17 protein-coding genes are annotated in these 21,068 nt (G+C 39.7%); 6 read left to right on the top strand and 11 right to left on the bottom strand.

Going from position 1 to position 21,068, the window contains the following annotated elements; translation table 11 throughout:
• Window positions 1-250 precede the first annotated feature (250 nt).
• From AAGU76_RS18715 to AAGU76_RS18695, 5 genes are all read left to right on the top strand, one after another.
• Window positions 251-625 carry an iron-sulfur cluster assembly scaffold protein gene (locus AAGU76_RS18715; protein WP_342487044.1) on the top strand — a complete coding sequence of 125 codons (375 nt, stop codon included), beginning with the start codon at window positions 251-253 and terminating at the stop codon, window positions 623-625.
• Window positions 622-2,082 (top strand): ThiF family adenylyltransferase, encoded by a 1,461-nt coding sequence (locus AAGU76_RS18710; protein ID WP_342487043.1) that lies wholly within the window; start codon window positions 622-624, stop codon window positions 2,080-2,082. Before AAGU76_RS18715 ends, AAGU76_RS18710 begins: the two co-directional genes overlap by 4 nt.
• Before the next feature lie 392 nt (window positions 2,083-2,474).
• The gene (locus AAGU76_RS18705) at window positions 2,475-3,554 is read left to right on the top strand and encodes an ABC transporter ATP-binding protein (protein ID WP_342487042.1); all 1,080 of its coding nucleotides are present in this window, start codon (window positions 2,475-2,477) and stop codon (window positions 3,552-3,554) included.
• Entirely contained in the window at window positions 3,551-4,417 is an 867-nt protein-coding gene (locus AAGU76_RS18700) for an ABC transporter permease subunit (RefSeq protein ID WP_342487041.1), read from the top strand. Before AAGU76_RS18705 ends, AAGU76_RS18700 begins: the two co-directional genes overlap by 4 nt.
• Window positions 4,418-6,331, top strand: coding sequence for an extracellular solute-binding protein (locus AAGU76_RS18695; RefSeq protein WP_342487040.1), 1,914 nt, complete (start codon window positions 4,418-4,420; stop codon window positions 6,329-6,331).
• A 146-nt stretch (window positions 6,332-6,477) separates the two neighbouring features.
• Here AAGU76_RS18695 and AAGU76_RS18690 read toward each other — a convergent pair whose 3' ends face one another.
• From AAGU76_RS18690 to AAGU76_RS18655, 8 genes are all read right to left on the bottom strand, one after another.
• Entirely contained in the window at window positions 6,478-7,182 is a 705-nt protein-coding gene (locus AAGU76_RS18690; protein ID WP_342487039.1) for a peroxiredoxin, read from the bottom strand.
• Between the two features lie 161 nt (window positions 7,183-7,343).
• On the bottom strand, window positions 7,344-8,264 hold the full coding sequence (locus AAGU76_RS18685; RefSeq protein ID WP_342487038.1) for a DUF2935 domain-containing protein: 921 nt from the start codon (window positions 8,262-8,264) through the stop codon (window positions 7,344-7,346).
• A 120-nt stretch (window positions 8,265-8,384) separates the two neighbouring features.
• On the bottom strand, window positions 8,385-9,569 hold the full coding sequence (locus AAGU76_RS18680; RefSeq protein WP_342487037.1) for an acetyl-CoA C-acetyltransferase: 1,185 nt from the start codon (window positions 9,567-9,569) through the stop codon (window positions 8,385-8,387).
• 347 nt (window positions 9,570-9,916) lie between these two features.
• Entirely contained in the window at window positions 9,917-10,270 is a 354-nt protein-coding gene (locus tag AAGU76_RS18675) for a helix-turn-helix domain-containing protein (RefSeq protein ID WP_342487103.1), read from the bottom strand.
• A gap of 93 nt (window positions 10,271-10,363) precedes the next feature.
• Window positions 10,364-11,608 (bottom strand): AraC family transcriptional regulator, encoded by a 1,245-nt coding sequence (locus AAGU76_RS18670; RefSeq protein WP_342487036.1) that lies wholly within the window; start codon window positions 11,606-11,608, stop codon window positions 10,364-10,366.
• A gap of 113 nt (window positions 11,609-11,721) precedes the next feature.
• Window positions 11,722-13,602 (bottom strand): FAD-binding protein, encoded by a 1,881-nt coding sequence (locus AAGU76_RS18665; protein ID WP_342487035.1) that lies wholly within the window; start codon window positions 13,600-13,602, stop codon window positions 11,722-11,724.
• 336 nt (window positions 13,603-13,938) lie between these two features.
• Window positions 13,939-14,868 carry a substrate-binding domain-containing protein gene (locus tag AAGU76_RS18660; RefSeq protein ID WP_342487034.1) on the bottom strand — a complete coding sequence of 310 codons (930 nt, stop codon included), beginning with the start codon at window positions 14,866-14,868 and terminating at the stop codon, window positions 13,939-13,941.
• 459 nt (window positions 14,869-15,327) lie between these two features.
• A complete protein-coding gene (locus tag AAGU76_RS18655) occupies window positions 15,328-17,097 on the bottom strand; it encodes a bifunctional diguanylate cyclase/phosphodiesterase (protein WP_342487033.1) in 1,770 nt (589 codons plus the stop codon).
• Window positions 17,098-17,317: 220 nt separating this feature from the next.
• Between AAGU76_RS18655 and AAGU76_RS18650 the strand changes: the two genes are divergently transcribed.
• Window positions 17,318-19,114, top strand: a complete 1,797-nt coding sequence (locus AAGU76_RS18650; protein WP_342487032.1) for a HAMP domain-containing methyl-accepting chemotaxis protein — start codon at window positions 17,318-17,320, stop codon at window positions 19,112-19,114.
• Between the two features lie 62 nt (window positions 19,115-19,176).
• Here the strand turns inward: AAGU76_RS18650 and AAGU76_RS18645 are convergent, their stop codons facing one another.
• From AAGU76_RS18645 to AAGU76_RS18635, 3 genes are read right to left on the bottom strand one after another with little or no spacing between them, the layout of a single operon-like run.
• Window positions 19,177-19,629, bottom strand: coding sequence for a GNAT family N-acetyltransferase (locus tag AAGU76_RS18645; protein WP_342487031.1), 453 nt, complete (start codon window positions 19,627-19,629; stop codon window positions 19,177-19,179).
• A gap of 36 nt (window positions 19,630-19,665) precedes the next feature.
• Complete coding sequence (locus tag AAGU76_RS18640) at window positions 19,666-20,556, bottom strand: DUF3658 domain-containing protein (protein WP_342487030.1); 891 nt, start codon at window positions 20,554-20,556, stop codon at window positions 19,666-19,668.
• Window positions 20,553-21,056 (bottom strand): GNAT family N-acetyltransferase, encoded by a 504-nt coding sequence (locus AAGU76_RS18635; RefSeq protein WP_342487029.1) that lies wholly within the window; start codon window positions 21,054-21,056, stop codon window positions 20,553-20,555. Before AAGU76_RS18635 ends, AAGU76_RS18640 begins: the two co-directional genes overlap by 4 nt.
• Window positions 21,057-21,068: the final 12 nt, after the last annotated feature.

Genomic DNA, 21,068 nt, shown 5'->3' with positions numbered 1-21,068 from the left:
ACTATAATAACATAATAATTTCATACCTTGCTTGTATGATTATATATTTTTTTCAACTCAACGTCAATAATATAACAGTCCTATTGTTAAAATAGGTGTATGAGATTCTTTGATCAACATAGGGATTTCATGATCAACATTATTGTTTGACTTATGGTTTTCATAGTATTATAATATCTTTAATATTAATCTGATGGGAATTATAATATTTCCATTGAGACTAAAAAATAGATGCAAAGGAGGTATCACTTTGTACAATGATATAGTGCTGGATCATCTCTCAGACCCAAGAAACGCCGGTGAAATTGCCGAAGCTGACGGCATAGGACACATAGGAAATCCTGTGGACGGCGACAAGGTAACAATTTATATAAAAGTGGACAACGATATCCTGACAGACGTCAAGTTCAAGACGTTCGGCTGCGGTGCATCAATTGCTGCAAGCAGCATGCTTACTGTAATGGCAAAGGGCAAAACCATCACTGAGGCCATGGAAATAACAAATGAAGCTGTGTCGGAAGCCCTTGGAGGTCTTCCTCCTCAAAAGCTGCAATGCTCGAACATAGCAGCTGATGCGCTTCATAACGCAATAGATGACTACAAAAAATCAAAGGTGAGCTCATGATACTTACAAAAGAACAAATAAACAGACACATGAGACATATCATCATGCCTGAAATCGGAGGCAAGGGACAGAAGAAGCTGCTGAACACAAAGGTGTTCACATACGGTGAATCTGTAGAACAACTGTCTTTTCTTCTGTACTACCTGGCAGCTTCGGGAATAACACGTATATACTGCTGTCTTAAAGACATCGGAGGATATGAAAATCTGTTTGACAGCATAAAGGACTTCAACAATGACATTTCCATAGAGCTAGTTGACGAGCAATCCCTCTTAAGCGGCGGGTGCGGATTGGACGAAACCACTGAGTTCTCATGCAGTGTCATATTGGGAAGCGCCGAACTGGTGAAAAATGTTAAGGAACATGTCATGTCACAGCCTGTGGTTGTGGCCCTTAGCAGCGGATGGAAATGCACCCTGCAGACATTTGACAGCATTGGCGGTTTTGAGAGTTTTGTTGAAAATTTAAAAGGTATAACATCTTCTAAATCCTGCAGCAATGACGGCCTTCAGTTTAAGCTTGGCACCGCCGGGGCGGCCCTGTCAGGTGCCCTGTGTGCCGTGGAAGCAGTCAAGCTTTGCCTTAACATAGGTGAAGTTCAAAGGAACCTATTGTATATGGATATTCTTTCCATGGAATTTGAAACTGCTGAAGACGGAGAAACCGGGATGTTTTTTGACAAACTCATGAAAGAGGATGAACCTTTCCTAAGCCATGAGGATGAGAAAAAGTTGTCCGACGCCAGGGTTCTGATTGTGGGAGCCGGCGGTCTTGGTTCTCCTGCAGCATTTTTGCTTACCATGGCCGGTGTGGGAACCATAGGTCTTGTTGACAACGACAAGGTTGAAATCAGCAATCTGAACAGGCAGATACTTCACACTGTTTCACGCCTGGGCATGTCAAAGGTAGACTCGGCTGAAGCTTTCCTGAAAGACATAAATCCATTCATAAATATCAACAAGCACGATGTTCCTTTGGACGAGGACAATGTCATGGAGCTGGTCAGGGAATATGACCTGGTAATTTCCGCTGTAGACAACATACCTGCCCGTCTTCTGATGAACGATGCCTGCCACTTCTTAAATAAACCGCTAATTGAATCAGGAGTGCTGCGATTCAACGGAATGAACACAACTCTTGTTCCGGGCGAAGGCCATTGCTACCGCTGCATATATCCGGAAACTTCAAGAGTAGGGCTGACCTGCGCTGAAACCGGTATTCTGGGACCCGTTCCCGGAGTAATGGGATTCATTGAAGCAGCAGAAGCAATAAAATTAATCATCGGTCATGAAAATATCCTTAAAAACAAATTGCTCATGTACGATGCCTTAAACTCAGAGTTTTCTATTATCAGTATAGAAAAAAATCCGGACTGCCCGCTGTGCGGCACTGACCCGACCATCCATAAGGTCAAGCAAACGGATACGGAATGCAAAACTTACGGTCCAAATAAATAATTATTAATATAAAAATTGGGTATTTGACTATATATGTCGCTCAAAGAATTGCTGTGAGTTGATTTTTATACATTTATTCGATATTTAATCACTATCAGAAAAGATTCCAAACCAAGCTGATAGCCTCAATGTTTTTCAACTATAATTTCTGAATTGCAAAGCAAGGTTCATGACCTTGCTTTTTCATTGAAATCTTGCCAACTCCGGCAGAAAATTCACCCTCAGTAAACGAATTCAAAATTTTTTTATAAAAATGAAAATTTTATATTGTAAAACTTTGCATCTGCTACTATAATTATAACATTCTGAATAAATTCTAATTTATCCAGCAGCAATTTTTTCAGAGTGCAAATCAATACTTTTTATTTTAAGGAGGAAGATAATTAAATAAAATGGTAAGACTTTTGAATGTCTCGAAGGATTTTGGGGAGCAAAGAGTCATTGAAGACCTGAACCTTGACGCTGAACAAGGCGAGTTTCTGACTTTGCTGGGCCCAAGCGGTTGCGGAAAAACAACTACATTAAGAATGATTGCAGGATTTGAACAGCCCACGGACGGACAGATTCTGCTGAACGGAGAAGATGTTTCTCACAATCAGCCTTATGAAAGAGATGTAAACACTGTATTTCAAAGTTACGCTCTCTTTCCTCACATGAATATTTTCGAAAATATAGCCTTCGGTCTTAAGTTGAAGAAACTGAACAAGGACGAAATTAACAAGAGAGTCATGGAAGCATTGAGATTAGTCCGATTGGATGGTTATGAAAGCAGAAAGCCCAATGAAATAAGCGGAGGCCAAAAGCAAAGGGTAGCAATTGCCAGAGCCATAATCAACAATCCAAAGGTGCTTCTTTTGGATGAACCCCTCGGTGCCCTGGATCTTAAACTTAGGAAAGAAATGCAGATAGAGCTGAAGCATCTTCAGCAAAAGCTGGGCATTACCTTCATCTATGTAACCCATGACCAGGAAGAAGCCTTGATCTTGTCTGATAGAATTGCCGTCATGAACGGCGGAAAAATAGAACAGCTGGGTACACCCAGCGAAATTTATGAAAAACCAAGAACCAGGTTTGTTGCTGACTTCATAGGTGAGACAAACATATTTGAAGGAACGGTCCGCTCCCTGTCACAAGACTGCGTAGCACTGGCGGTTGACTGCGACAACGAAATAACCGTGTCAGGTCCTTGGGTTGAAACATTGTCACTTAGGGTGAACCAGCAGGTTTATGCAGCGGTTCGTCCTGAAAAAATGCAGTTGGTGAATTCACCTGAACATGGCAAAAATAAAATTAAGGTTAAAATAAAGGAAAGAATTTATGCAGGTTCCGTAAACAAAACCATAGCCATAATGCCAAACGGCAGCGAAGTGATAGTAAACGAGCTGAGGGACAACGCAGGCATTTCCGGCGATGCAAACAGCAACGTGTTTGTGCAGTGGGATTACGGCGACGGGGTGGTGATTCTGCCATGACTGTAAAGGCAATAAGAAAAAATAAAGGTCCCCTGTGGACGCTTTCACCCCTGGTAGTGTGGCTTTCAATACTGGTAGCCATTCCTCTGTTGTTTGTTGTTGTTATGGGTTTCTTGAGCCGCGGAGTTTACGGCAATGTGGAATTTAAGTTGACGATTGAAAACTACTTGCGCGTATTTAATCCCATGTACCTTAAAATGCTGCTTTCATCGCTGTGGCTTTCTTTGGTGACAACCGTAATTTGTCTGGCGGCAGGTTATCCGTTTGCATACTTTATAGCAAACGCACCTAAGAAAATACGCGGAATACTGCTGATGCTCATAATAATACCCTTTTGGACAAACTCACTCATAAGGACTTACGCCTGGATTATTCTGCTGAGGACAAGCGGCATCATAAATTCCTACCTTATGCAGTTTGGAATCATCAGTGAGCCCATACAGTTTCTGTACACAAACGGAGCCGTGGTGCTTGGCCTTGTCTACACGCTGTTCCCTTTCATGGTTCTGCCTCTGTTTGCATCCATAGACAGCCTGGATAAGAGATATCTTGAAGCTGCCTCTGACCTGGGAGCAAGACCATGGATGACATTTTGTAAAATCACCGTTCCTCTTACCATGCCCGGAATCGTGGCAGGCTGCATATTGGTATTCATACCAACCCTGGGTCTGTTCTTCATACCGGATCTGATGGGAGGAAGCAAAATAATGCTCATAAGCAACTTCATCAAGAACCAGTTCCTGACTGCAAGAGATTGGCCTTTCGGCTCAGCAGCCTCTATCGTATTGATAGCGCTCACGTTTGTCTTGCTCGGAGTATACATCAGGATTCTAAAGAAGAACAAAAACATGGAGGTGATGTAAATGAACAGAAAATCAAGCGGAAAGTTTTTATCGTTATATTCGTTTTTCATATATTCAGTCATATACATTCCGATTGTCATATTGATAGTGTTTTCTTTCAATGATTCAAAGATAAACGCCATGTGGCAGGGATTCACCTTCAAGTGGTACCTGCAGCTTTTGAGCGACAGGGACATAGTATCAGCCATGACCAACAGTCTGGTGGTTGCATTTGCCAGCTCACTCATATCAACTGTCATCGGAACTCTGGCTGCGGTGGGAATGTATAAGTACAAATTCAGAGGAAAAACAGTTCTGGACGGGTTGTTGTACGTTCCAATCATCATACCTGAAATTGTAATGGGCATAGCTCTGCTCATGTTTTTCTCTCAGATTAAAACGCTGGTCAGTATTCCTTCAGGAGCTCTGACCCTCATATTGGCCCATACCACATTCAGCGTTTCTTACGTTGTAATAGTGGTGAAGGCAAAGCTTGAAGGTTTCGACCCTTCCTTGGAGGAAGCGGCAATGGACCTGGGCGCCAGACCCTTTGAAATATTCTGCAGAATTACGCTGCCCATAATTGCACCGGGCATACTTGCAGGCTCTCTTCTGGCATTTACGCTTTCCATGGATGACGTGATCGTAAGCTTTTTCGTTTCAGAGCCGGGATTCACTACCCTGCCTCTGAAGATCTTCTCTATGGTTAAATTCGGCGTAAGCCCGGAAATCAACGCCTTGTCCACGGTGATGCTCGTCATAACCCTGAGCATAGCGCTGATGTCCGAAAAATTGCGTTTCAAATCCGATAAGGAAGTAAAGATAAAAGAAAAAATAATTTTAAAGGAGAAAATTAACTTGAAGAACATTAAAAAAATCGCTGCCTTGATTTTTTCTGTCCTGTTGATGGCAGGTGTGTTTGCAGGCTGCAGCAAATCCGAAAGCGGAGCACAATCAAACAACGGCAGCGAAGAAGCCGTGCTGAACGTTTTTAACTGGTCAGAGTATCTACCGGAAGAAGTTATTCAGAAGTTCGAGGAAAAGTACAACATAAAGGTTAACTACACAACATATGCCTCCAACGAAGAAATGCTTGCCAAGATAATGGCCGGAGGTTCACAGTTTGACATAGCAGTTTCAACGGACTACATGGTGGATGTTATGATAAAACAAAATCTGGTTCAGGAAATCAACATGGACAACATACCAAACTACAAGAACATCGGCGATGAGTTCAAGAGTTTGACATTTGACCCTGAAAACAAGTATACTGTTCCTTATATGTGGGGTAATGTAGTTGTAGCTGTGAATTCAAAGATGGTTGATACAGAAATAAACAGCTATGCGGATCTCTGGGACAGCAAATTTGAAAACAGCATGGTTGTGCTGGATGACCAGAGAGCAGTCATAGGCATGGCGCTGAAGAAACTTGGCTACTCATTCAACGAGACTGACCCTGCAAGGCTTGAAGAAGCTAAGAACGAACTTATGAAAGTGAAAAACAACATAAAGATATTTGACTCAGACAGCCCCAAGACTTCGCTTATAAACGGAGAAGCATCCGTAGGATTAGTCTGGGGAGCTGAAGCAGTGCTGGCACAGAAAGAAAATCCGGACATCAAGGTTTACTTCCCTAAGGAAGGGCTGTACCTGTGGCAGGACAACTTCATAATACCAAAAGGCGCTCCTCACAAAACCAACGCAGAGCTGTTCATCAACTTCCTGCTTGAACCTGAAATCAGCGCAGAAATTTCAGAGAGTTTCCCTTATGCCAACCCCAATGTGGAGGCACACAAGCTGATGGATGCAGAAACACTTGCCAACAAGGTAATTTATCCTGACGCTGAAGTTGTCCAGAAAGGCGAACATCTGCAGGATTTAGGAGAAACCACAAGGCTGTACGATCAGATCTGGACCGAAATGAAAAGCAACTAAAAAGCAAATGGGATACATTATACAATCCCTCTTAACAAAAAGCTTCAGGCAATAGCCCGAAGCTTTTTTGTCTGTATCTGAACAGGAACAAAAATAGCAGAGACAGCTCTGCTATTTTTCATCAATAATATAATTTTCAGCTTTGATTAGGTAGTATTGATTGCTGTATTGTAATCCTCATAGCACAAGTACCAGTCCATGCAATTTCGCCCTGAAATTTCAGCTTGCGAATTCCTCTTCAATGCTTCTTCCAACGTATGGGGAGGAGGGACAATAACCGGCTGTCCAGGCATCCAATCTGCAGGAGTATAGAAATTGTGCTCCTGCGTTAATTGTATGGAATCTATGACTCTCAACAGTTCATATGTATTCCGGCCGCATGAAACAGGATATGTTATGATGGCGCGTATCTTTCCTTCAGGATCTATAATAAACGCATCCCTCACACTTTCTTCAAATACCCTGTCCGGGTTGACCATACCGTAAAGATTTGCAACTGCTGCATTTCTGTCGGACATTAGCGGGAACGGAATAATGAGTCCTGTCTTTTCGTAAATGTCCACAAGCCAGTCAATGTCTGAAAAAGTGCTGTCTATTGTTATAGCTAAAAGCTGTACATTTCTATTTATGAATTCCTGATGCAGCTGAGTAAATGATATCAATTCGGTTGTGGAAACGGGAGTAAAGTCTCCGGGCTGGCTGAAAAACAGCACCCACTTTCCCCTGTACTGTGATAAAGTAATGACCCCCTGAGTGGATGAAGCAGTAAAGTCAGGTGCCAGCCTTCCTATTGTAATGCAGTTTTTCGGTCTTTCATTTTCGGTTTCGGAAGCAACATAATTAGAAATCATAACCCCTCCGTGACAATCCTCATATAGAATTATATGTTTAAAAATTGTGTCTATGAAGATGAAAATGAAAAATATAATAAAATCATAAAACATCAGACCATATAGTATAAATAGTTTAAAGGTGCCGGAAAAACCGGCACCTCATATCATATTGTTATTGATTACATCATCCGCAATGATTTCAAATAATGGTTTGCTTCCCTTAATACGTGGTCACTTAACAACGGAAGTATGGTTGATCTTATCTTGCATTCCAGAATCCCCATGGTTCCCTGCTGTTTGAAGTTTCTGAGGTTGGTTGTGGCAGTAATGCTTCTGTTTGTGGTTCCCTGCAGGGCTGCAAGATTGTTCATCGCTTCCCTGGCGGCATTGGTGAGTTCTTCAAACTCCATAGCATACCCGTTTGACAGCCTTATAAGCTCTTCTTCCGTAGGATCAAGCATACCTCTTATGAACTTTGCATGTTCTCCCATTATGTTATTCCAGAACATTTCATGCATCGCCATCTCATTAGGACTGTCCATCATATCCTCGCCTTTTTGCAATGCCATCAGATGCTCCAGGTAATGTTCAGCTTCTCTGGTTACATGATCCAGCATCAGCGGATACAAATGAGTGTACATTTTGCAGGAGAGCACGTTGTTAAGGACAGCATTCTGAGTTTGAATGGTAGCATTAAGCAATGCTATTATCTGCTGATTAAGTGCATTGACTGCATTAACAGTTTGTTCATTGATGTTGTTTCCATATGTTACATTTGCCATATCCGCTTCCATGCGGGTAATATCAGTGTTTATAGGAATACCCGTGAAGTACTGCGTTGCAATTTCTGCATTTAAAGTGAACGGTGTTATGATGTCACCTGCTGCAAGAAGCTGCGGGCTCATCATTCCTCTGGAAAGTGACATGGTGTTAATGAGCAGCTGTTCGAATCTATTTTTCATATCGAGCAGGGAATTTGCCATATTTGCATCCTTAAATGTAAGAGCGGCGGCAGCAAAAATCATGTGCTCCTTCATGATTCTTAGAAAAAATAAGTTTGTTTCGATAGATTTCCTGATATATTCAGTTCTATTCAACATATATAGCCTCCTTATTGTAATTATACAATTCATTATATGTCGAATTTCTAATTTGTACTCTAAGTGCTGCACAGTTGATTTCACAAATTCCTCGGATACACCATGGCGTGATGGATATGATTAACCGTTAATACGCTCTACAATCATTGATGTTCCCATTCCTCCGCCTATACACAATGTTGCCAGTCCGTATCTGGATTTTCTTTTTTGCATTTCAAATAACAAGCTGACCAGAATCCTGTTTCCCGATGCTCCAACCGGGTGCCCCAAAGCAATAGCACCTCCGTTGACATTGACCTTTTCCATATCAACCCATCCCAGGTCCCTGGCTACAGCTATTGACTGGGCTGCAAACGCCTCATTTGCTTCAATCAAGTCCAAATCCGTTATCTGCATTCCAATTTTCCTCAAAGCCATTTGCGTTGATGAAACAGGTCCTATTCCCATTATGCGTGGCTCCACGCCTGATGATGCATAGCTTAGTATCCTGGCCATTGGTTTAACACCCAGTTCCTTAGCCTTTTCTTCCGACATTACCAATACAGCAGAAGCCCCATCATTTATGCCTGATGAATTTGCAGCTGTAACACATCCTCCCTGCTTGAATGCCGGTCTCATAGCCGACATTTTTTCCAGTGTTGAAGCACGGGGATATTCATCCGTATCAAAAATGATGTCTTCTTTTTTATCCCTTATTTTAACGTGAACTATTTCATCCTTGAACTTTCCTTCTGCAATGGCAGCAGCGGCTCTCTGCTGACTCCTGAAAGCAAATTCATCCTGCTCTTCCCTGGTGATTCTCCATTGTTCGTTTATGTTTTCGGCAGTGATGCCCATGTGGCAGTTTTCAGACAATTCGCACAGGCCGTCATGTATCAGCGTATCTATTACAACTCCATCCCCCATGCGGTATCCGTTTCTAGCTTTTGTCAGGGCATAGGGTGCTGAACTCATGTTTTCCATTCCGGCAGCCACAATGCAGTCAGCATCTCCTGCCTTTATTATCTGTGCTGCCAGACTGACAGCTCTTAACCCTGAACCGCATACCTTGTTAATTGTCATGGCTGTGGTTTCTATGGGAAGACCTGCCTTCAGCGAGGACTGTCGGGCAACATTTTGTCCCTGTGCCGCCTGCAGCACACAGCCGCATATGACTTCTTCCACCGTTTCAGCCTTGATGCCGGCTCTTTTTACTACCTCTTCTATAACAATCTTTCCAAGCTCCACCACCGAAACATCCTTAAGGCTGCCGTTAAAAGATCCTATGGGTGTTCTGCATGCACTTACAATAACTACATCTTTCATGGAAATTCATACCTTTCTCATATAATTTTACAACAATCAGTTGTTATAATTGTAAGTTTCTTCATTTGTTTACCAAATATACAAATATAGCCCCTCCATGCACTAATTTCAGTAAAGAACAAATAAACCATGTTACATTCTCAAGCATTTCAATCTGCACAACAAAAAAGGAAAGGCACTGTTGTTAAAAATCATCAGCATGTATAACACCAGTGAAATAATTTTTTTGTACATATTACTCTTCCTTATTTGATAATTTTAACTATTAATCATCAAAAGTTTAACATGCACAAAAAACTTCACAAGCTAAAACATTCAGAAAAGTCAGAAATATTTAATTCTATTTACTATTTGTCAATATTCTTATTTTTGTATTGTTCTCCCCATAAAAACATTGAATCAAGTATCGGTTTTAAGCTTTCTCCTGTTTCCGTAAGGGAATATTCTACCCTTGGAGGTATTTCTGCATATGCCTTTCTGTTAACAAGCCCATCTTCCTCCATATCCCGAAGCTGTTGTGTAAGAATCTTCTGGCTTATGGAACCGATGGATTTTTTTAATTCGCCGAAACGCTTGGTTCCGTCAATCAAGTCCCTCAGTATAAGTATCTTCCACTTATCACCTATGATGAACAGGGTGGTTTCAACCGGGCAAAGCGGTAATTCTTTTACCTGGAAAACGCAAAAGCAACAATTGCAGATTTTTCAGGAAATCCCCCATTGGAATATTCCCTTTAGCAAAAAAACTCACTGCCTGTGTAAGGGCAGTGAGTTTGTCAATTTATAGACCATAACTTAATTTCTGTTGTCCTCGTGATATTGCTGCGGTGTTACACCAACATGCCTTTTGAAAATCTTACCGAAATAATTTGCATCTTTTATACCGACAGAATTTGCAACTTCAAACACTTTCATTCCGGTTTCACTTAACAGTTTCTTTGACTTTTCAATTCTTAATCTTGTAAGGTACTGTGGAATGCTCATTCCGATTTCCTTATTAAAAATCTCACTCAAATAAGTAGGTACAACTTTAACATGGGAAGCAATATCATTTAAGGAAATTTCATTATTGTAATTGTTTTTAATAAATCTGATGGCATGCTGAGAAATATAACATATCCCGTTACCGTTTTTAAGTGCCGCATGTGAACATGTCTGTATGATTTCATCCAACGCTTCATACATTTCAAAAATATTCGAATATGAACTCAATTTGAATTTGCTTTCAAGTTCATCGTCTAAATTCAAATCATATAAAATATTGAATTGATAAACCTGCCTCTTTAGTTCAGTTAAAATGTCCCAGCACAGTGAAATATCATATGAATGTCTCATATTTTGAAGAAATAAGTCTTTTGCCTTTTCCTGACACTGCTGCACCTGACCGGTTGATATCAGTTCAATTATTTCCGACATCAAATTGTTGGCTTGAGCATATGTGAAATTCCTTTTTATGTCCATTAATCTTTTATGGTCCATAACCATTGACTTGTTATGAAAAAATGACAGCTTTCCGATTTCCTGAAGGTCAATGAAAGCTTGTGAAATCTCACTGTAATCATTTAATATATTGGACACAACCGTGAAGTTATAGTATCTTTTTTCTCCCTTAAATATTATCTGTTCATACATGTTTTGAAGAACATTATTGATGTACTCTGTACACCCTTCCACTTCAGAATCAGAATTATTATTTCTATTAAAGAATATACACATTTGCTTTGTATTGAAATAAAGGTACAAAAATATCTCATAATCAAAGCCTTTTTCTGTAAGATATTCAGAAATGGAATCCCTCGCTGAATTGAATATCTTCATGTAATCTCCGGCCTCTATGTGATAGGCACCATAATACACTTCTTTTTTTAGTCCTGTAAGCAATATGTAATAATCACTGAACCTGACATTCAATTCAGCACTGCCATGTGAAATCAGTTCATTTCTTACATATTCTTCCTTTTGCCCAATAACAATTTCGTTCAGTAAAATCATACGGACAAATTCATCGTTATCCCTGAATTCTTGGTCAATACAATCCATAAATTGCCTCCATGTTAATATTATAGCATATTACAACAAAAAACCCGCAGTATTTTCTTTGGGTTTCTTGTCACTTGAAGGATATGCGAAATCAGATTTTACTGTTATATATACTATTTTGTTTTCGACAATGCATCCTTTACCGCTTCGATTATTGCCTTGCTTGTAACAGTGGCTCCGGAAATTGTATCAACATCTGCAGACTGAGCCTTCACAATGGCTGCTGGAATATCAGAAATTGCCTTGTCAGATATATTAGGTGTTTCGCTGTGCTTTAATATTTCAACAGAAGCTATCTTGGTTCCGTCCATTGTCACCTTTACTGTCAATGTACCTCCCATGCCTGAGCCTTCGCCTGAATATTCATTTTCACCCAGTTTTATATCATCTTCAGCATTCAGGTCTGATGGTATTGTATTTTCCACAACTGTAGCAGGAGCGTCATCTTTTGGCTGAGCTGCATTTTTTCCTGAAATTCTTCCAAAGAATATGCACTCAGCCAGGTTTCCGCCTCCATTATATATATCAGCATACACTGATCCGAGTTCTCCGGCACTGTACAAATGCGGAATAGGGTTACCGTCCAGGTCAAGCACTTCTCCATTTTCGTTACGAACAGGGCCTCCCTGAGTGTTGGTGAATGATGGAACAAGTTTTAAAGCATAGTATGGACCGCTTTCAGAAAGGGATTTCAGGTTTTCAGGAGCACGGTCAAATTGAGGGTCATCTTTGTCTGCACAATATGAATTGTATTCTGATACCTGATTTGTCAGGCCTTCGGCATTTACTCCTACTTTTTCCGCAAGTTCCTTAATAGAATCAGCTTTGATGATCCAGCCCTTTTCAATTTCTTCAGAACTGTCCTTGCTCCAGGACGGATAGATTGGTCCTTCCAAACGTGCAGCTTCATCAAATACAGCATAGGCTGGAGACGGGATCTGCATTGAAACCCATGTGCCGCTGTTGTTTATATGCCCGTGTCTTGGGAAAAATGCTTCATTGACGAAACGAGTGCCGTCAGAGCCTACAAAAATTATGCTCTTCTTATTAAATCCATATAGTTGCAACGCATACCCAAATGTAGTTTCACTGTCAGGATCCTTGAAATTCAGGTCAGGTCCGGACAAAGTGCTCATGTGCCACAAATCGGCTCCAACCCTCATAGCCATTTTTATTCCGTCCCCGGTGTTGTAATGAGCGCCTTTGGAGAAACATTCCGGCATCTGTGTATAATTTTCTACCATTGTTTCATTGTTTTCAAATCCTCCGGTAGCAAGAACTATACCGTTTTGTGCACGGACTTTCAAAGTCTTCCCGCCCTTTTCAACTTTTATGCCAAGAACTATCTTGCTTTCAGGATCCTGAATCAGTTCTGTTCCGGGAGCCTCAAACCACACATCAATATTGTCCTTGTGCTCTTTTACATTCTTTTTGAGAAGACTCCAGAATTTGCCTGTGAATATTTCTTTTTCGTCAATTATTACAGAGCTGATTCCATCAGAACCCGGTGCTTCAGGATATTCTATTAAAGGATATTCTATTATTTCCTTTGCGCCGTGGGCAGTCAGCCATTCTCTTATGGCCATGCTGCCGTCAACAATGGTTTCAACTATTGCATCACTTTGATTGTCATAACCTCCACGGATTGCTTTAAAGTAAGTCAGGGCTTTTTCCCTATCTGTTGGAGCCAGTATTATCTGTGCCGCATATTTTGTGTTTCCGCCTTCCTGTCCTTCAGGTGCCTTTTCAAGAAGCAATACCTTAGCTCCTTCTTCAGCAGCTGTTAAACTGGCTACAGCTCCTGCTCCTCCATAACCTACAACAACTACATCATATGCCGCATCCCATTTTATTGTATCAGCATATGACTTTACTTCTGGTTCAGAAGCTGATGGTTCTTGAGCTGCAGTTTGCTTTTCTTGAGAACATGCTGCAAGTGAAAACATCATAGCTGCAACTATTACTAATGAAATTAATCTTTTTAAATTTTTCATTTTGTTTCTCCCCTTACTGGTGATTTTGTACATATGTTAATATAATAACATTCTTGTGCATTATTGGTAGAGTAAAGAGTTATAAACATAAGGAAAATATTAGGTTTTTTCAGATAAAATTCTTGTTATATCGATTGTTGCCTAAAAACATTTTATATGAAGCTGGAATTAATACAAATTTCCATGATAATAATACAACCTAAATATTGCTTCTTCTATGTTATTGTACAGTATTGCCTTTCCTCAAATGTTTCAACTACAAATAAAAAACACCAACCTGTTGATTGGCGTCTTTCATCATGCGTTTGTTATTTATATTTTTCCTGGAAGGACCAACTATTTTACTTCAGACCAATTTGTTATTTCGCCTGTGTATATTTTTGTTATAGTTTCAGATGACAAGTCTTTTACCGGATTTTCCTTGTTCAATATAACCGCAATGCCGTCTATTGCAAGCGTGTATTCCTTCAATTGGGACTTTTCTTCATCTTTCAATGCTCTTGAGCTCATGCCTATATCATATGTTCCTTCAATGGCTGCCTTTATTCCCTGTGATGAGCCGTTTGACTGCATTTCAAATATAACGTTCGGATTAAGTTCCTTGTAAACTTCCTGAAGCTTTTCCATCAGGGGTGTTACTGATGTGGATCCTGCAACCTTGATTGTTCCGGACAGGTTTGAAGCCTTGTATTCAACCGGGCTGTCTACTGACGGTATATAGTGCTTTCCTGAAACAATTTCCTGTCCCTGCACGGATTCAGTAAAGGCTATGAAATCTTTAACCAGCTCGCTTTCTGTTCCTTTGGTTACCAGGAGGAAGGGTCTTGCAACAGCATACTTGCCGCTTTTTACATTTTCGATTGTGGCTTCAACACCATCAACGCTGGCTGCTGAAATTCTTTCGCTCACTGAGCCCAAAGATATATATCCGATGCCGTACTTGTCTCCTTCAACAGCAGTGATTACCTTATCGGTTCCGTCAAACTCCAAGGCTCCTACTACCAGCTTGTCAACCTCGGTATCTCCTTCTTTAACCTTTATTTTCATAAGTTCATGAAACGCACCTCTTGTTCCGGAAGCCGCATCTCTTGCTATAACAGTTATGTCGCCATCAAATGCTGCCGGCTGCTCTGATTTCTGCTCTGTCTTTTGTTCTGCAGGCTGCGAAACTGCCTGCGCCTGTGAATTGTCCTTTGCACATCCTGTGAATGCCATTGCCATTACTATTACTGATGATACTATGGATAATATTTTTTTTGCTCTCATCTGAATTTTCTCCTTCAATTTTTATCTGTCCTAAATATATCCCTCACCGGTAAAAAGACAATCATGAGAATGTAAATATTGTGTAAATATCTTCGGCAGCAATTTTTACATACACCCTGCAAATATATACCTGATTTTAACATACAATACACCTTTAAATTATTTAATCTTACAAACATGCTTTCAAGACGTTGACGTATGTTTTTTCAATGCAATAATATCATGTATTCGGGATGCAAAGCATGTTAGTGTCTTATGGTGAATTTAAAACTGATTTTACAAAAGATCTGGCTGAAATAAACAGCAAGACAAAGAATATTACGATTATTTCTAGATAGTTGTGTACAAATTGAAATAAGCAAAGTCACAAGGAGGTACGACAAAGAGTTTTAATACATACGGTAGCGAAAATTATTAAGTATTTTAAACTCCGCTTCAAAACGAAGCGGATATTTTTTGTCAGCTGAATTCATATGTTAAGCATTTGATGTTAAGCATTCTTAAATGTTGCTTTGCAGTTTTTTTTAAATTTGCAAGCCTTTCTGTAAGATCAAATATGTTTCTTGAATTTCCATCATTACTGCTAACAACCACGCAGGTAAGTGTCATGAGAGGAAATTTCTCAGCTTCACCTCTTCTGTTTACAGATTCAATATATCCTTTTTCTCTGTCTTCCACACTATAGTATTTCAACACTTTACTTTTGAATTCATTTTTGATGCTTCTGAAGTAATCACAGCTTAAGCACTTTGCCGCAATAGCCACAAAATCATCTCCACCCACATGACCGATGAAATGCAGTTCCCCTGAATGTCTTCTTAATATATCTGACAGCAGCATGATAATCCTGTCTCCCTTTTCGAATCCATAGACATCATTAAAGGCCTTAAAATTATCAATATCCAGATAAGCAACACTGTATTCCGCAAAATCTTTCAACAGCCGGCTTAGAGTCTGCTCTATTATTATATTGCCCGGAAGCCCGGTTAAAGGATTTTGATGCTTTGCTGTTGAAACCTCAAGTTCAGTGGATTTTTGAAGCAAATCTTTAATTGTGACTGTTCCAATGTACTTCCCCCCCTCTGTTACAACTATAAAATCATAAAGTCTCTCGTTGGAGCGTTCCATAGCCATATTAGATACAACCTTTATAGGTACATCCTGTTCAACGGATAGAAATTGCCGATCCATTATATCTGAAATGCTCTTGTTGTTATAAAGAGAATATCCGTAATTGCCGCTTAATTTCAATGCAATGCCTTCTCTTGTGGTTATACCTACGGGCACAAATCCATCCAATACACAAATTCCGAAACAATCATTGTTTCTTTTGAAAATTTCATAAACACTTCCAACTTTCTCAAAGTTCTGAACAACAAATGTTTTTTTTTGCAATTCTTTTATACAGGTGCCTGAGACTGTATCCAGAAATTTGAAATTCTTCCTTGAATTGATTTCCCTTATGGTTCTCTGAACGCTCTCGCCCATTTCTCTCACTATTTCATCCGGTCTTTGAAGGTAGTATCCCTGACCATATGGAACCCCAAGGTTTATTAATGTGTTCAATTCCTCATATGTTTCAATACCTTCCGCTATTATTGAAATATTTGAAGCCTTTGAAAACTCCACCATGCCTTTAACCAATGAATATTTCAGCCTGTCCTTGTTTATTCCGCGTATAAGGTTCATGTCAAGCTTTATGAAATGAGGATTTACATCACTTATAAGATTCAGTCCTGAATATCCGGATCCCGCATCATCTATTGCAATGCTGTAATCCTGGCTTTTGTAATACATAATTGTGGATTTGAAACTGTTGATGTCCGTTATGGCATCTTTTTCAGTTATCTCAAAAATTATGCTCCTGGGATCAATGTTGTATTGCTTCAAAAATTCTTTAGTAAATCCTTTTTTGAAGTTTTCGTCGTGCATGGTGTGAGGATTTACATTAATGAACAGCTTTTTGCTGTATGGAGGAATCATGAAAACAAATGCAGCTTCCAACGCTTTTGTTCTGCATAAAAGCTCCAGCTGCCACAATCGGTTGTATTTTACGGCTGCTGCAAACAATGTTTCCGGATCCCTTATTTCGCATTCACATGTGATTCTACTCAATGCCTCATGGCCGAATACACTGCCGTCCTTGAGTGAGACTATTGGCTGAAATACAGTTTTTATGTATTTATTGTCAATAATATTATCCAATGCTTCTAGTGTTTTTTCTGTCATATTTCAACTCCATTTCATATTAATCGACGCATATACTACCGGATTCATATCATTTTTGAGGCAAATACATGTAAATGTTGTGTTATTTTATGGTAAAATAAGATTAAATTTAAATATTTACACTAATTTTACATTCTCCTGCCTTCGTTTTTACCCGATTAGCTTATATTTATGGTTGGTTTTACACTTAAACCGCAACTTACATAAAAGGAGACCAATCATGTTCAGCAAAATCTGTAAAATAATCAAAGAAAAAAGCAATAAAATCATATCATCAGTTTCAGAAATAAGAAAGCAACGGATATCTCAAAGGAAATTTGTAAAACCTGGAAAACATGAATTCAATCTAAAAAAAATAAGCTACGGTAACCTGGAGTTGGAAACTAAGCTTACAGTTTCTTTTGCAGCATTGATCATATTGTTCATCTTTCCTATTTCTGTAAGCCTTTTAAAGTTCAACGAAACTGTCAAGCTGCTGAATGAAATCAATTCCGTTACAATATCAGAAGTAAATACGGCATCATCTGTTTCTGTAAATCTTAAAGAAATAGAGAAAAATTTGTATGCATCGGCACTAACAGACAACATCACAAAAAAGGAAGATTACGCACAAGCCAGCGAAAACATACATAACGTATTGATAAGCGAACTGCAGAATCTGAAAAGTCTGCTTCCAGAAGATATTAACCTTATCGATAAAGTGCTCGCTATGCTGAAAAAGGAATCGGCTATAAGGTATGAGATTATGAACAGCAAGTACAAGAGCGATGCAACCAGGATTATATTCAATTCATACGAGCCCGTAATAAATGATATAAACTCGAGTCTGAACATTATAACAGAAAACATTAATGTTTCAGTGCAGGAAAAAGCGGTTGAATCTCTACAAACAGTCAAATTTTCTCTTTTGATGACTGTCTCTGCTGCTTTTTCCGCATTAATGCTGGGCATTATAATATCAAAAGTAATAACTAAAAGCTTTTCAGACCCAATCAACCAGATAGAAGGGCTGGCTATGGCCTTATCCGAGGGAAATCTCAGCTATGAAATAACATATGAATCAAAAAATGAATTAGGCAGATTAGCTGAAAATTTAAGAAAGTCAACCAACTCACTGACATCATACATCAATGAAATTGACGCTGTCATGAACCAATTGTCTGAAGGAAGACTTGATATTAAATCCGACAGCAAATTCAACGGAGACTTTAATAAAATAGAACTCTCCATCAGCAAATCTTTTAACATGCTTTCCGAAACGCTTGAGGACATAAACCGCCTGTCATCGGAAGTATCTGAACGTTCAAGTCACCTGATGAAAAACTCTCAAAACATATCCAAAGGTGCAGCCGACCAGTCAAGTTCAATTGAGGAATCTTATGCAGCCATCGAGGAAATTTCCGACTATGTGAAAGCCAACACTGAAAACACATATGATGCTAAAAACAAATTGATAATTATTGACAGCGAAATTGCAATCTGCAGCGCCATCATGAACGAAATGGTTGGAGCCATGTCTGAAATTAGCATCAAGTCAAGAGAAATAGAAAAAATAATTAAGGTCATTGACAACATTACCTTTCAAACAAACATACTGGCACTAAACGCAGCTGTGGAAGCAGCCCATGCAGGAACAGCAGGCAAAGGGTTTGCAGTGGTGGCTGACGAAGTCAAAAATCTTGCTTCAAACAGCTCAGAAGCAGCCAAAAACATAGCCTTGCTTATTGAAGAAACAAGGAAAGCTGTATTAAAAGGAGACGAACTTGCCAATAAAACCGCATCCTCTCTGTCCAGGGTTATTGTAAGCGCTAATGACGCAACCGATAAAGTTAAGGAAATTTCAAAGGCATCGGAAGAACAATCTGCGGCCATTGAACAAATTAAGGCAGGAATTCAACATGTTTCAAATGTTGTGCAGGCAAATTCATCTGCAGCAGAACAGTCCTATTACGAAAGCCGTGAGTTATTCTCGAGTTCACAGTCACTTTACAGCCTGGTGAACAAATTTGTTTTCTGATAACATCAGGACCTCATAATTAATAATCTCCTTCGGATACTCTGAAGGAGATTATTGTTTCGTTACAGACTTTTACTAAAGCAAACGCTGTTCGTATTGCCGATGTATGGTCCGAAATTATCTGTTGACTCATAGCCCATACTTTTGTACAGGTTGATTGCTTCAAGTTGCTTTATTCCTGTTTCCAAAATCGCATTCTTATATCCTTTGACTTTAGCCGATTGTTCCAGCTCAGAGATTAACAGTCTTGATAACCCCTGATGCCTTTTATCCTTTCTCACAAATATACGTTTCAACTCAATGGTGTCTCTGTTGTATTCCTTGTATGCCCCGCAGGAAACAGGTTCGTCATTTTCATATATGACCAGCGCTTTATTTAAGTTATCAGCCTTATTTAGTTTGTCATATTGCTTTTGTGCTATCCCATATCTTTCGGACAGGTCATCATCCAACATTCTTGTAAGATTTAAAAAATCCAAGTTAGTGTAGTCCGTGTCCATTATTCTTAAACGCATGCATTCAACCTCCTTTATTTTCTGATTATATAATCATTACGGCCTTCTTAGCACCTGACTGTAAATCTCTTTATTTTTTTGTACTATCTCCAGGTCGCCCTGTTCTATCATGTAGTTGATTCTCTTGGCGTACCACCAGTCCCCTACTCCAAGCTGATATTTGCCTAGAACCTTTCCGATGAGGCGAGCCATGACAAATTCTCCCTCCGGTATCTCTTTTTTTATTAGGTGATCATAAAAGTCTTCCGGAACACCGATCACTTTGCCGCTTACAACTGCGCGTAGGGAACTGTCCTCACCCTTCAATTCACCCCATGCAGATGAAAAGGAACTCAGTTCGCATTCAGATAACTCCTTTGCCAACGGAAGAAATTTATAAAACTTTCCGGCTTCCACTTCACCCCAGGACGAATAAAACTGAATTTCATTGTCTGAAGTTTTAACATGATCAGGTAGCTTTACCATAAACACCCTGCAACTATAATCTTTCAGAAGGCTACATGCATAATGAAACCCACAGGCAGAATATGGGGCATCGCTGTACCATAAGCGGATGTTCTCTCCGTGTTCTGCAAAATTCTTCAGCCTCTCCACCTCTGATAAATACTTGTTCCAAGTCTTTTCAAGACTTTTTAAGGTGTTTTTATCATCAATTCCGTTTATGGTGTACATGTCCATTATGATGTTTTTTCTGTGCTCGTTTTCTACCGGAACGTTTATGTCCCCAATATCCAGCATGAAAGGAATACAAATCACCTCTGACGAATTACCGCCCACTGCTTCTCCGTCAAACATTTTATCAAGCTCTTCCCTGGATGGCTTTTCCCCAAACCAACCTATTGCCATATTGTCTATATCCGGCTTTTGGTAATTCTTCGCCATCTTCATGGCTCCACCTTCACTCTCTCCGAACATTACTTCTATCATGAAATTTCTCCTTCTTCATTTTTGTCAGCTTCGTTAAAGTTCTTTACAAAAAAATGCATATCCGCAGACTTATATCCCAACTTGGTGTAGAATTCATATGCAACCGGGTTGCTAAACTCCGACTGGAACTGCAATCTCTTATATCCATTTTCCTTAGCGTAATTTTCAATGTATGCCAAGGCCTGCCTGCCCAGTCCTTTTCCCCGATGCTCATCGCATATGAAAAGGTCATCAAGTATCAAGGCCTTACCGTGAGCCCATACGCTGAATATGGTCATCAGATTGGCAAATCCGACAGCTTCCTTTTCCTCTTCTATCATCATCATGGTAATTAATTCAGGGTTTTTCAATGCTACTTTAAAAATGGTTCCAAACTGCTCATCCGATATTGCATCAGCATTATTCCAAAACCCTTCATCGGACATCTCATAGGCCATAAATGCCCTGTTGAGCCTGATCCAGTTATTCCTGTCATTTATGCTGCATAATCTGATATTCATTCCATACCTCAG

The sequence above is a fragment of the Sedimentibacter sp. genome (genome assembly GCF_038562225.1).
In the GTDB taxonomy this organism is placed as follows: domain Bacteria; phylum Bacillota; class Clostridia; order Tissierellales; family Sedimentibacteraceae; genus Sedimentibacter.
This window is presented reverse-complemented; position numbering and strand designations above follow the sequence as displayed.